The 13338-nt window shown below is 68.4% G+C and carries 8 protein-coding genes; 6 read left to right on the top strand and 2 right to left on the bottom strand.

The window, feature by feature from the left end; translation table 11 throughout:
• Window positions 1-21 precede the first annotated feature (21 nt).
• The 6 genes from ACSQ2G_RS11240 to ACSQ2G_RS11265 all read left to right on the top strand — a co-directional run bounded on the left by ACSQ2G_RS11240 (window position 22) and on the right by ACSQ2G_RS11265 (window position 8939).
• The gene (locus tag ACSQ2G_RS11240) at window positions 22-1380 is read left to right on the top strand and encodes a glycoside hydrolase family 27 protein (RefSeq protein WP_436030873.1); all 1359 of its coding nucleotides are present in this window, start codon (window positions 22-24) and stop codon (window positions 1378-1380) included.
• A gap of 96 nt (window positions 1381-1476) precedes the next feature.
• The gene (locus ACSQ2G_RS11245; protein ID WP_436030874.1) at window positions 1477-2499 is read left to right on the top strand and encodes a LacI family DNA-binding transcriptional regulator; all 1023 of its coding nucleotides are present in this window, start codon (window positions 1477-1479) and stop codon (window positions 2497-2499) included.
• A gap of 305 nt (window positions 2500-2804) precedes the next feature.
• Window positions 2805-4997, top strand: a complete 2193-nt coding sequence (locus ACSQ2G_RS11250; RefSeq protein WP_436030876.1) for a TonB-dependent receptor — start codon at window positions 2805-2807, stop codon at window positions 4995-4997.
• A gap of 66 nt (window positions 4998-5063) precedes the next feature.
• On the top strand, window positions 5064-7037 hold the full coding sequence (locus ACSQ2G_RS11255) for a glycoside hydrolase family 3 protein (protein ID WP_436030878.1): 1974 nt from the start codon (window positions 5064-5066) through the stop codon (window positions 7035-7037).
• Window positions 7038-7047: 10 nt separating this feature from the next.
• A complete protein-coding gene (locus ACSQ2G_RS11260; protein ID WP_436030880.1) occupies window positions 7048-8616 on the top strand; it encodes a carboxylesterase/lipase family protein in 1569 nt (522 codons plus the stop codon).
• A 5-nt stretch (window positions 8617-8621) separates the two neighbouring features.
• Window positions 8622-8939, top strand: a complete 318-nt coding sequence (locus ACSQ2G_RS11265; protein WP_436030882.1) for a hypothetical protein — start codon at window positions 8622-8624, stop codon at window positions 8937-8939.
• Here ACSQ2G_RS11265 and ACSQ2G_RS11270 read toward each other — a convergent pair.
• Together ACSQ2G_RS11270 and ACSQ2G_RS11275 are read right to left on the bottom strand one after the other, a co-directional pair.
• Entirely contained in the window at window positions 8885-9808 is a 924-nt protein-coding gene (locus ACSQ2G_RS11270) for a family 43 glycosylhydrolase (protein ID WP_436030883.1), read from the bottom strand. The genes ACSQ2G_RS11265 and ACSQ2G_RS11270 overlap by 55 nt on opposite strands.
• A gap of 66 nt (window positions 9809-9874) precedes the next feature.
• Entirely contained in the window at window positions 9875-13090 is a 3216-nt protein-coding gene (locus ACSQ2G_RS11275; RefSeq protein WP_436030884.1) for a glycoside hydrolase family 2 TIM barrel-domain containing protein, read from the bottom strand.
• Window positions 13091-13338 lie beyond the last annotated feature (248 nt).

Genomic DNA, 13338 nt, shown 5'->3' on the forward strand with positions numbered 1-13338 from the left:
AGACACCGAGGAACGCCTCAAATGAAAACGAATCTGAGCCGCCGCGGCCTGCTGGGCGCTTCCGCGGCATTGGGCGCGGCGTTGCCCGCCGTCGCGGCGACCAAGCCGGCCCCGAAACAGGCGGCGAAGAAGAAACCGCTCCTGGCCCCGACCCCGCCGATGGGCTGGAACAGCTGGAACAGCTTCGCCACGACGATCACCGAGGCCCAGACGCTGGAGCAGGCCCAGATCATGGCCCGCGATCTGCGGCCCGCCGGCTACGATATCCTGACCGTCGACATCCAGTGGTACGAACCGGGCGCCAGCAGCTACACCTACGCCGCCAAGCCGGTTCCGACCCTGGACGACCACGGCCGCCTGCTTCCCGCGCCGAACCGCTTCCCGTCGAGCGCCGGCGGCCAGGGCTTCAAGCCGCTGGCCGACCGCTGCCGCGCCCTGGGCCTGCGCTTCGGCGTGCACCTGATGCGCGGGGCTCCGCGCCTGGCCGTCGAGCGCGGCCTGAAGGTGCTGGGCACAAGCATTCCGATCGCCGACATCGTCGATCGGCGCAGCGTCTGCTCGTGGAACCCCGACATGTACGGGGTCGACATGAGCAAGCCCGGCGCCCAGGCCTATTACGACAGCGTCTTCGCCTTGCTGGCCTCGTGGGGCGTGGACTTCATCAAGGTCGACGACCTCTGCCGGCCCTATGACGCCCACATGGCCGAGATCGAGGGCATCCATCGGGCCATCGGCCGCTCGGGCCGGCCAATGATCCTGTCCATGTCGCCCGGCGAGACCCCGGTCGTGCGCGGCGACCACGCGCACCGGCACGCCCAGATGTGGAGGATCTCGGACGACTTCTGGGATGACTGGAACATGCTGCACGCCCAGTTCACTCGACTGGAGAACTGGTCGCCGCACATCGGCGACGGCGGCTGGCCGGACGCCGACATGCTGCCGCTGGGCCGCCTGGCCCTGGGTGAGCGCGACACCAAGTTCACCCCCGACGAGCAGCGCACCCTGATGACCCTGTGGTCGATCGCGCGCTCGCCGCTGATCATGGGCGGGGACCTTCGCCACCTCGACGCGCCGACCAAGGCGCTGCTGACCAATCCCGAAGTCATCGCGGTCAACCAGGCCTCGCACGACAACGGCCCGCACTTCGTGGAGGATGGAATCCGCGTCTGGACGGCCAAGGCGACCAACGGCGACACCTATCTGGCGCTGTTCAACACCGGCGACAAGCCGCGCGAGGTCGGGGTCGACCTGAAGGCGATCGGCTTGCCCCCTTCGGTCTCGGTGCGGGATCTGTGGACGCGCGGCGGCCTCGGCAAGGCGACGGAAAGGGTCTCCGCGCAATTGCCCGCCCACGGCGCGGGCCTCTACCGCCTCGCCTGAAAGCTGGGCCAACTCGCTTCCCCTGCGCGACTCCGCTAAGCTCGGCCCATGCAAAGACGAGGACCGAAGGGGGAGGGGGCGGAAGGCGTCACGATCGTGGACATCGCCCTGCAGGCCGGCGTCTCGATCAAGACCGTCTCGCGGGTGATCAATCGCGAGGAAGGCGTGGGTGCCGAGGCGCGAGCCCGAATCGAGGATCTGATCGCCCGGCTCGGCTACCGGCCCAATGTCGCCGCCCGCCTGCTGTCCAGCCGGCGCAGCTACCTGATCGGCGTGATCTTCCTGAGGATGGGCGCCTATCATTATATCGGCGAGGTCCAGGCGGGCGCGATGCGCGCCTGTCGCCGCGCCGGCTACCAACTGGTGGTCGAGCAGGTCGGGGAGGGCGCCGCCGGCCCGCGCGAGACCTTGATCGAGACCCTGCGCGCCGGCCGTTTCGACGGCCTGGTCCTGACGCCGCCCGTCTGCGACGACCCGGAGTTGCTCGACGTCGTCGAGAGCCATGGCCTGGCCTATGTCCGTATCGCGCCCGGCGGCGACTTTGGCCGTTCGCCCTATGTGTTCATGGACGACGCCTTGGCGGCCCGGGAGATCACCGATCGGCTCCTGGATCTTGGCCACAGGCGGATCGCGTTCATCGACGGACCGCAAGAGCACACCGCCGCCACCCGCCGCCGCCAGGGTTATCTGGCCGCCCTGGGCGCTCGCGGCGTCACGCCCTGCGCCGACTTGATCCAGTCCGGAGACTTCGAAAGCCTCTCCGGCTTCGAGGCGGCGGAGCGGCTGCTGGACCTTCCCGATCCGCCGACGGCGATCTTCGCGGCCAATGACGGCATGGCGGTCGGCGTGTTGGCCGCCGCGGCCAAGCGCGGACTGTCGGTGCCCGGTTCGCTCTCCGTGGTGGGGTTCGACGACAGCCCGGTCGCGGCGTCGGCGTGGCCGCGATTGACGACGGTTCACCAGCCTGTCGCGGAGATGGCCGAGGCGGCGGCCGACATGCTGATCGACGGTTTCGGAGACAAACGATTCCGTGGCCGAACCCTGGTGCGGCAGTTGGACTTCCGCGTCGTGGACCGCGCGTCGATTGCTCCGCCGCGCAAATCCGCTTCTGGGTTGTAGTGCTTCGTTGCCGCTTGCGGCGAAATCATAGAAGTCCACGCCCCCGATATTCCTTGTTTGGGAACTAAAATTCTAGACAGCGGTGTCTTTGAAAAACCGATAGACAACGTTGTCGTCGCGTGATGTCTAATTAAGACAACGTTGTCGTGTGCATTGGATGCATCACGATCGCGTCGATCAAAGCCCCGGGACAGGGGCGGAGGAAACAATCGGTCGCCGCTCTGTGGCGTCCGTCAGGAAGCCGGTTCGCCGGCCGACGCTCCCGCGTCGGCTCCGGACGGCTTCGCGCAGGAAAGGGGAACAACATGCGCACAGTGCTCTTCGTTTCGACCGCCATGGCGATCGTGGGACTTCACGCGCCGACGGCGTACGCCCAGGACACGGCGCAGGTTCAGCTCGACGAGGTGGTGGTCACCGCCCAGCGCCGCAGCGAGAACCTGCAGAAGACGCCTCTGACCGTGTCCGCGGTGACCGGCGAGAAGCTGGAGTCGCAAGGGATCAAGTCGGTGGTCGACTTGGGCAGCCAGGTCCCGGCCCTGCAGATCACCTCCAGCGGCGGCGGCGCGGCCCAGATCTTCCTGCGCGGCATTGGCAGCACCAACACCACCGAGGTCGGCGACCCGGCGGTGGCCTACCACATCGACGGCATCTACATCGCCCGCTCCACCTCGGTGGGCTCGCTGTTCTACGACGTCGACCGGGTGGAGGTGCTGCGCGGTCCGCAAGGCACGCTGTACGGCCGCAACGCCACCGCCGGCGCGATCAACGTCATCACCAAGAAGCCCAAGCTGGGCGACTACGAAGGTTACGGCTCGGTCGACGTCGGCAACTACGGCGCCCTGACCACCAGCGGCGCGGTCAATATCCCGGTCGGCGAGACCCTGGCGGTGCGCGCGGCCTTCCAGCAGAGTCGTCACGACGGCTATGTCACCGCCCTCAATAAGGGCCCCGGCACTGGCGGCAACGACCGCTACGACCAGGACGACAAGTCGGCCCGGGTGCAGGCGCTGTGGAAGCCCAGCGACGTGTTCTCGGTGCGGCTGACCGCCGACTACCTGCACCAGGGCGGGGCCGGCGGCGGCGACCAGACCTACGGCACCGCGCGGGTGACCGGCGATCCGTGGACCTGCAACTGCTCGGTCAACCTCTATCGCAACAACCGGTTCTTCAGCACCGGCGGCGAAGCCAACTGGGACCTGGGTTTCGCGACCCTGACCTATCTGATGGGCTACAACTTCTCGCGCCTGGACCGCAACGGCGAGAACGCCAGCACCGGCGCGCCGAGCTACTTCAAGGGCAAGGACCACACCTGGTCGCACGAGCTGCGGCTGGGCGGCGAGACCGGCGACCTGAAGTGGGTGGTGGGCCTGTACCGCTTCACCGAGGACAACAATGTCGACTTCCGAGTGTTCCTGGCGACCAATTCCTACCTGTCCTTCATCCAGCCGGAAGTGACGGCGGAGTCCTGGGCGGCGTTCGGCCAGGGGACCTACGCGGTGACCGACCGCCTGCGGCTCACCGCGGGCCTGCGCTACACGGAGGATCAGAAGGCCCGCAACGGCGGCACCTTCCTGACCAACGCGGCCGGCGCCATCACCTCGACCGTGGTGCTCAACGTCGCCGACGCCAAGTGGGACGCCACCAACTGGAAGCTCGGCGCCGACTTTGATCTGACGCCGGACTCGATGCTCTACGCCAATGTCGCCACCGGCTATAAGGCGGGGGGGTATTTCGACGGGGTGGGCCAGAACACCTACGAGCCGGAGAAGATCACCTCGTACGAGGCCGGCGTGAAGAACCGCTTCCTCGACAACCGCCTGCAGCTCAACGCCTCGGCCTTCCTCTACGACTACAAGGACTTCCAGGTTTCGGCGGTTGGGGTGATCGCCGGCCAGAACGCCACGGTCACGCTGAACGCCGACAAGGCCCGGGTCTACGGGCTGGAGCTGGAAAGCAACCTCGTGCTGACCGAGCATGACCGGATCGACGCCACGCTGGGCTGGATCCACGCCGAATACACCGACTTCGTGCTGCCGCTGGGCGACGCCTTCGCCAACAACAGCGCCAATGCGGCGGTGGCCGGCTGCTACACGGCCAACTTCGCCGCCGCCGCCCCGCGCTCGACCGACTTCTCGGGCTGCCGCATGGCCCGGACCCCGGCCTGGACGGTGAACCTCGGCTACCAGCACGTCTGGGATCTGTCGTTCGGCGGCACGCTGACCGGACGCGTCCAGACCCACTACGAAAGCGGCAAGAACCTCGAATATCACGGCTTCGCGCAGAACCGGCAGGACGGGTTCACCAAGAGCGACGTCAGCCTGACCTACGCCAGCGCCGACGACCGGTGGACCCTGCAGGGCTATGTGCGGAACATCGAGAACGAGGACGTCCGCACCGCCTCGTCGCCCAACTCGACCACCGGCCTGGCCACCAACGGCAACGCCGACTTCTACGCCCCGCCGCGCACCTACGGCGTGCGCCTGGGCGTGACCTTCTAGACCTGCTGCCTGGCTCCCGGCGGACCTGCCCGCCGGGAGCTCTCTTTTCTCGTTTCGAGTTCCCGCATGTCCCTGTTTCGCCGCCTGCTCCTGACCGTCGCCACGATCACCCTGGCGCCTGCCGCCATGGCGGCTCCGGTCCAGCCCGTCCTCGGTTCCCGCGACGGCGCGACAATCACCGTGGACGGGCTGAAGTTCCGCGACCTCGACCGCGACGGAAAACTGTCGCCCTACGAGGACTGGCGGTTGGACGCCGCCCGCCGCGCCGCCGACCTGACGGCCCGCATGACCCTGGACGAGAAGGCCGGGGCGATGATGCATGGCACCGTGCCGGCCAAAGGCCCCATGGGCGTCGCTGGGATCGGCGTCGGCTATGACCTCGACAAGGTCGCGCCGCTGATCAAGGCGCGCCATGTCGAGACCTTCATCACCCGGCTGTCGGGCGCGCCGGCGATGCTGGCCGAGCAGAACAACGCCCTCCAGGCCCTGGCCGAGGACACGCGCCTGGGCATACCGGTGACGATCAGCACCGATCCCCGCAACCACTTCCAGTTCACCGCCGGCGCCAGCGTGACCTCCGGCGGCTTTTCGCAATGGCCCGAAGCCACCGGCCTGGCCGCGATCGGCGATCCGGCCCTGACCCGGCGCTTCGGCGAGGTGGCCCGGAAGGAATATCGCGCGGTCGGCATCCACCAGGCGCTGTCGCCGATGGCCGACCTGGCCAGCGAGCCGCGCTGGTCGCGGATCAACGGCACGTTCGGCGAGGACCCGGCGCTGGTCGGGACCATGGTCAAGGCCTATGTCCAGGGCTTCCAGGGCGGCGACACGGGTCTGGCGCCCGATGGCGTCTCGGCCGTGGTCAAGCACTGGGTCGGCTACGGGGCCTCGGCCAAGGGCTTCGACGGCCACAACCGCTACGGCCGCTACGCCGTGTTCCCGGCCGGACAGTTCGACCAGCACGTCAAGCCGTTTGACGACGCCTTCGCGGCCGGCGTGGTCGGGGTCATGCCGACCTACGCGATCCTTCAAGGCGTCACGCTCGACGGCAAGCCGCTGGAGCCGGTCGGGGCGGGCTTCAGCCGGCAGCTGCTGACCGACCTGCTGCGCGGCAAGCACGGCTTCAAGGGCCTGGTCATCTCGGACTGGGCGATCACCAACGATTGCGGCGCGACCTGCCGCGACGGCTTCCCGGCTGGCCAGACGCCCGGCTTCGAGGGCTTTTCCACCGCCTGGGGAGTCGAGGGGCTGAGCAAGGTCGACCGCTACGCCAAGGGCGTCAACGCCGGCCTCGACCAGTTCGGCGGCGTCGAGGACACGGCCGAACTGGTCGCGGCGGTCAAGGCCGGCAAGATCACCGAGCAACGGATCGACCAGTCGGTGCGGCGGGTCCTGCAGGTCAAGTTCGAGCAGGGCCTGTTCGAGAACCCCTATGTCGACCCCAAGGCGGCCGAGGCGACCGTCGGCGGCCCGGCCTTCGTCGCCGAAGGCCGCGCCGCCCAGAGTCGGGCCCTGACCCTGCTGGAAAACAAGGACGGCCTGCTGCCGTTGAAGGGCGCCGGACGCAAGGTCTGGTTGATGGGCGTCTCGCCCGAGGCGGCCAAGGCTCACGGCCTGACGCCGGTGACCGACCTGGCGCAGGCCGAACTGGCGATTATCCGGACGGCGGCCCCGTTCCAGACCCTGCACCCGACCTACACCTTCGGCGCCCGCCAGCATGAGGGCGACCTGTCGTTCAAGGACGGGGCGGCCGACTACGAGGCGATCAAGGCCGCCTCGGCCAAGGTCCCCACCATCGTCAGCGTCTATCTCGACCGTCCGGCCGTCCTGACCAACGTCAGGGACAAGGCGACGGCCCTGATCGGCGATTTCGGGGCCAGCGACGACGCCCTGCTGGACACGCTGACCGGGACGGTCGCGCCGCAAGGTCGCCTGCCGTTCGAACTGCCCTCGTCGATGGCCGCCGTAGAGGCCCAGGCCGAGGACGCCCCCCACGACTCCGCCAAGCCGCTCTACCCGATACACTATGGCCTGACCTACTAAGGACGACGTCATGCACCGTTACGCCCTGATCGCCTTCTCCGTCGCCAATCTCATCTCCGCTTCGGCCTTCGCGGCGGATCCGGTGGTCAAGACGACCTACGGCCCGGTCGCCGGCCGGCAGGCCGACGGCGTGGACGCCTTCAAGGGCGTGCCGTTCGCCGCGCCGCCCGTGGGCGACCTGCGCTGGCGCGCCCCCCAGCCGCCGGTTGCCTGGACCGCCGTGCGATCGGCCGCGGCCTACGGTCCCGACTGCATGCAGAACCCGTTCCCCGGCGACGCCGCGCCCCTGGGCGTCCAGCCGGCGGAGGATTGCCTCTACGCCAATGTCTGGACGCCGGCCGGGGCTGAGAAAGCCAAGACCAAGCGACCGGTGATGGTCTGGATCTATGGCGGCGGCTTCGTCAATGGCGGCTCTTCGCCAGCCGTCTATTCGGGCGACCGCTTCGCCCGCGACGGCGTGGTGCTGGTCAGCTTCAACTATCGGGTCGGACGGTTCGGCTTCTTCGCCCACCCGGCCCTGACCGCCGCGAACGCCGACGGCGGCCTGCTGGGCAACTATGCGCTGCTCGACCAGATCGCGGCGTTGAAATGGGTGCGCGACAACATCGCCGCGTTCGGCGGCGATCCGGGCAATGTCACGGTTTTCGGGGAGTCGGCCGGCGGCGTGTCGGTGCACGACTTGCTGACCTCGCCGCTGGCCAAGGGGCTGTTCCACAAGGCGATCATCCAGTCGGGCGGCGGGCGGCCAAGGCTCCTGCCGACCCTGCCGCTGCGGGCGGCGAACGGCGAGCGCTCGGCCGAGAGCGCGGGCCTGGCCTTCGCCGCCAAGGCTGGCGTCAGCGGGGAGGGGGCCGACGCCCTGGCGGCCCTTCGAGCCCTGCCGGCCGATGCGGTGGTCGACGGCCTGAACATGGCCACCGCGGGCACGCCCACCTGGGGCGGCGGACCGATGATCGACGGCAAGATCCTGGCTCGCGAGCCGCTGGCCGCCTACGCCGCCGGGGCCTGGAGCAAGATGCCGGTGATGGTCGGGGCCACCGGCGCCGACGGCTTCTTCTTCGGCGGGACCCGCGACCAGGTGTTCGCGCCGTTCGGCGACCAGCGCGCCGCCGCCGAGGCCGTCTACGATCCGACCGGCAAGGAGGACATCAAGGTCTACGGCTGGAAGGCGGCCGGCGACCGGATGTTCATCGAGCCGTCGCGCAAGATCGCCCGCACCCTGTCGGCGCAGGGCGCGCCGGTCTGGCAGTACCGCTTCTCCTACGTGGCCGAAAGCCAGCGCAAGGATTGGTGGGGCGCGCCGCACGCCACCGAGATCCCGTTCGTGTTCGACACCGTCGACGCGCGTTACGGAGCGGCCCTGACGCCGGCCGACGCCGCCGCGGCCAAGGCCGCGCACGCCTACTGGATCGCCTTCGCCGCCAAGGGCGAGCCTGCGGCGGCGGGACAGCCGGCCTGGCCGATGTTCGACACCAAGAGCGATACGATCCTCGACTTCGCCAATGACGGGGTGAAGGCCGGCGCCGATCCGCTCAAGGCGCGGCTGGACCTGGTCCAGGCCTCGATCCCTGGCGGGTAGGGTCGATGAGCGCGCGATCCGCCATGACCGTCGCCGACCGCGAGACCTTCCTGGCCCTGCGTCGGGTCTTGCCGGCGACGACCAAGGTCTGTCTGCGGGAGACGTTCGGGATCAGCGAGACCACCTGGGTCAAGCTGCGCGACGGCCGCCCGGTCAAGGCCAGCACGCTGGAGCGCGTGCTGGGCCGCTACCGAACGCTTTGCGGCTACGCGTCGGTCGGCGAGACGCTCTTCGACTCGCCATCGGTCTCAGCCGCGATGGGACGCGGCTATCGGGTCGAGGGTTTGGGCCGCACCTCGACGATGGAGCCGTCCGGCGCATAGCTCAGCGGCTCGATCGCGATCGAGCGCCGATGGCTTCCGCCGCCGGGCAACAGCGCGTCGTGATAGAAGAACCAGGTCTTGCCCTTGTCCTGCAGGATCGCCTGGTGGTTGGTCGAGATCTTCAGATAGTCGAGGATCACGCCGCGATAGGCGTAGGGCCCCGTCGGGGTCTTGGCGGTGGCGTAGACGATCTGGCCGGGCCAGCCGGTGGAAAAGCTGAAATAGTAGAGACCCTTGTGCTTGTGCAGGAAGGGGGCCTCTCCGTAGGTCTTCTTCGGGGCGTCGGCCGGAAAGCCGGTGACGACGATGTCCTGGATCGGCCCGGTCAGGCTTTTCATGTCCGCGCCCAGCTTGACGATCTTGGGCACGCGGGTGCCGAACACCATGTAGGCTTGGCCATCGTCGTCGATCAGCACCTGCGGGTCGATCGGCTCGGCCCCGGCGTTGGCGTCCCGGGCCTTGTCGACCAGCGGCGCGCCGATGGCGTCGCGGAACGGTCCTTCGGGACGATCGGCCACGGCGACGCCGATCTTGTCGCCGCCGACCGGGGCGTAGAAGTAGTACTTGCCGTTGCGGTAGGCCGCCTCGGGCGCCCAGGCCTTGGCGTCGGGCTTGGCCCATTTGAACACCGACACCCCCAGGAACGCCCCGCCGTCCTTCCAGGTCTTCAGGTCCTTGGAGGTGTAGAGCCGCCAGGTCGTCGAGTCCCAATAGGTCCCCGAATTGGACGCGTCGTCGGTGGCGTAGAGATAATAGCCGCCCTTGAACGCGTGCGGCGAGGGATCGGCGTTGAAGCGCGGACTGATCGGCTCGCCGGCCAGGGCCGGCCCGGCGAGCAGGGCGGCGAGGACGAGGGCGAAACGTTGCATGGGGACTCCTTGAATTCGGCGACTCCGACGGTCGCCGACCTTAGCAGGCGACGAGGCGGATGACCGCTATCGCGGCGGCGTCGCTTCGGCGGGGCGGGCCTTGTCGGGCGAGGTCCCCGCGCCCGCGAAGGGCTCCAGGCGGAAGCTGACCCGCGTGGGCTCCAGCCGGGTGCGATACTTCATGTGCGGCAGGCCGAAGCTGTTCCAGGTGGTGTCCCCGCCGATCCCCCACTGGACGGCGTCCACCAGCAGGGTCGCGTCCCCGTGCGGGACGATGTCGGTGGACTTCCAGGTCCCGGGCGGGCGGCGATAGAGGTCGGCGTAGGGGAAGGCCAGGGCCGTCATCATCAGCGGCTTGTCGGCGGCCACCCGCACGCCACGTCCCTGGCCGCTCAGTTCCATCCAGCGCACGTCGATCTTGTTGCCGGTGTCCTGGGGCCGCATGTAGTCGTGATTCTGGTCGGCGATCGCCCCGCGCCACAGGCCGATCGGGGCTGAGGTGTAGCGGTCGACATAGGTTTCTTGCGGGCCGCGGCCGTACCACTCGACGGTCTTGAGATCCGCCGGAACCGAGTACCACAGGCCCACGCGCACCGGAGGCGGCAGGTCGTCCTTCAAGGGCGTGAGTTCGCCGGCCACGGCGACGGAGCCGTCCCCGGCCATGGTGTAGGTGGTGGTGAACCGCGCCGCGCCAGCCCCCAGGGCGTAGTCGACGACGATCTGGCGGTCCCCGGCGACTGTGCGGGTCGTCACGGCGCGCACCTGGCGCTGCTTGGTCATCTCCTGCCAGGGCCGCTGCTGAGCGGTCAGGCCGGTGCCAGTGTCGTTGTCGGTCTCGGCCCGGAAGAAGTTGGGCTGACCGCCCCTGGCCAGGACGACGCCGTTCTTGGCGTAGGCCGCGACCAGGCCGGTGGCCTTGTCGATGGTCAGGGTGGCGCCGGCGGCCGAGGCGGTGATCGCCGCTGCGGTCTCGGCCAGCGACACCGGGCCCGAGCGGGCGACCGCCGAGGCCGGCGTGGCCGAGACGGCGAACTGCTCCCAGCCGACCGTGTAGCCGGCCGGGGTCAGCGGCACGGCGCCGTTCTTGGCCTTGGCGCGCACGGTGACGAAGTATTCGGCGCCCGGCTTGGCCATGATCCTGGGCAGCGGCAGCACGATGTCCGCCGTACCCCGCGCCGCGGTCGTCAGGGGCGGCAGATCGCCCGAGGCGATCGCGACGCCGTTCTCCTCCAGCGTCCAGTCGAAGTCGAAGCCCGACAGGTCGCGGAAGTCGTGGCGGTTGGTCACCGTCACCTTGCCTGTCGCCGGGTCGAAGGCCCCGAACTGGATCGGGGAAAGCACCTTGCCGACTTCGTAGAACTGGGGATTGGGCGTGCGGTCGGGCTGGAGCAGGCCGTCGCCGAACTCGATCTCGCCGCCGGGATTGGGTCCGTACTCGCCGCCATCGCCCCAGTAGCGGCGGCCGTCCTTGGTGTAGCGGTACATCGACTGGTCCACCCAGTCCCAGATGAAGCCGCCCTGCAGCTTGTCGTACTGGTAGATGGTGTCCCAGTAGTCCTTGAAGTTGCCGCCGGAGTTGCCCTGCATGTGCGAATATTCGCACTGGATCATCGGCTGGGTGCGGCTGGGGTCGGTGGCCCAATCCACCATCTTGGTCACGTCGTCATACATCGGCGCATAGATGTCGACATACGTATTGGGCACGTGCTCCCAGGGGCGCGCACCCCAGCCGAGGTATGAGATCAGGCGCGAGGGATCGCGCTTGCGGGCGGCGGCGGCGGCCTTCTCGAAATTGGGTCCGATGCCGGCCTCGTTGCCCAGCGACCAGAAGATCACCGACGGGTGGTTCTTGTCGCGCTCGACCATGTTCATGACGCGGCTGACATGGGCCTGCTCCCAGGCCGGGTCGAAGCCGATCTGGCGCTTGTCACGCTGTGACGGGTCGGCGTTGCCCCAGCCCATATAGGCGTGGCTCTCGATGTCGGCCTCGTCCATCACATAGAGGCCGTATTCGTCGGCCAGGGCGTACCAAAGCTCGGCGTTGGGGTAGTGCGAGGTGCGCACGGCGTTGATGTTGTTGCGCTTCATCAATTCGATGTCGCGGCGCATCGAGGCCTCGGAGATCACGTGGAAGGTCTCGGGGTCATGCTCGTGGCGATTGACGCCGCGGATGACGATCGGCTTGCCGTTGACCGCCACCCGGCCGTTCCTGATCTCCACGGTGCGGAAGCCGATGCGCTGCGGCGTGGCCTGGATGACGCCGCCCTGGGCGTCCAGCACCTCGACCAGCAGGGTGTAGAGGTTGGGCGTCTCGGCCGTCCATTGGCGCACGCCGGGAACCGTGGCCGCCAGGGTCTCCGTCCTGGCCGCGCCGGCCGCGACCTTGCTTTCTCGGGTCAGGACGGTGTTGTCGCCGTCCAGCAGGGTCATGCGCACGGTCACCGGCTTGTCGCGCGCGGCCAGGGCCACGTCGGTCGACAGCACCCCGTCGCTATAGGCCTTGTCCAGGCCGGCATGGACGAACAGGTCGCTGGCCGACGCCCTGGGGACAGCCTTCAGATAGACCGACCGCTCGATGCCCGACACCCGCCAGAAATCCTGGTCCTCCAGGTAGGAGCCGTCCGACCAGCGGTGGATCTGGATGGCGACGATGTTCTTCTGCCCCGGCTTCAGCAGCTTGGTGACGTCGAACTCGCTGGGCAGCTTGGAGTCCTCCGAATAGCCGGCCTCCACGCCGTTGACCCACACCTGATAGGCCGAACCGGCCGCGCCGATGTGCAGGATCACGTCCTGGCCGCTCCAGCCGGCCGGGATCTCGAAGGTCCGCCGATACGACCCCACCGGATTGGTGGCGTGGGGGATCAGCGGCCGGTTGGCCGGAAAGGGATAGGTGATGTTGTTATAGCGGGCCTGGTCGTAACCCTCGGTCTGCCACAGGGCCGGGACCTTGATGGTCTTCCAGGCCGAGGCGTCATAGTCCGGCTTCTCGAAGCCCTCGGGAACCGCGTCCGACGACGGCGAGAAGCTGAACGACCACAGCCCGTCCAGCGACTGGTAGCGGGCCGAGCGGGTCATGTCCCCGGCCAGGGCCGCCTCCCGGCTCTCGAACGCAAAGTGCGTGGCGCTGGCCGCCAGCTTGCCGCGCGCGAACACCGCCGGGTTCTCCCAGTCCGGACGCGAGGCGTCCACCTGCACGGGATCGACGCGGGGCGTTTCCTCCGCCTGGGCGGCGAAGCCCATCGCCAGCCCGGCCATGCTCGCCGCCACCACGCTTCGCTTCATTCCGCTCTCTCCCTGACCCAGGCCTCACCGGACCCGCGCCTGTTTTCCAACGTCCGCGGTTCGAAGGGGCGGGCGCATATGCCACGGAGACCACGACTGGACCCGGTGGTCTCCTCCAATCCTTGTCGTCAACGCTCTCAACGCCTGGCTGAAGCGGTATTCACCGTTGGTTGTAGATCCCCAATTTGGCCTGACCAATATGAAAATATGAAAAAGAAATTCTAGATCTATAACAAAAAATAATATAC

The sequence above is a fragment of the Caulobacter sp. LjRoot300 genome (assembly GCF_964253875.1).
Classification (GTDB): Bacteria; Pseudomonadota; Alphaproteobacteria; order Caulobacterales; family Caulobacteraceae; genus Caulobacter.

Coding starts and splice junctions, on each gene's coding strand:
- ACSQ2G_RS11240 (WP_436030873.1), top strand. CDS start 22: ATGAAAACGAATCTGAGCCGCCGCGGCCTGCTGGGCGCTTCCGCGGCA.
- ACSQ2G_RS11250 (WP_436030876.1), top strand. CDS start 2,805: ATGCGCACAGTGCTCTTCGTTTCGACCGCCATGGCGATCGTGGGACTT.
- ACSQ2G_RS11255 (WP_436030878.1), top strand. CDS start 5,064: ATGTCCCTGTTTCGCCGCCTGCTCCTGACCGTCGCCACGATCACCCTG.
- ACSQ2G_RS11260 (WP_436030880.1), top strand. CDS start 7,048: ATGCACCGTTACGCCCTGATCGCCTTCTCCGTCGCCAATCTCATCTCC.
- ACSQ2G_RS11265 (WP_436030882.1), top strand. CDS start 8,622: ATGAGCGCGCGATCCGCCATGACCGTCGCCGACCGCGAGACCTTCCTG.
- ACSQ2G_RS11270 (WP_436030883.1), bottom strand. CDS start 9,808: ATGCAACGTTTCGCCCTCGTCCTCGCCGCCCTGCTCGCCGGGCCGGCC.
- ACSQ2G_RS11275 (WP_436030884.1), bottom strand. CDS start 13,090: ATGAAGCGAAGCGTGGTGGCGGCGAGCATGGCCGGGCTGGCGATGGGC.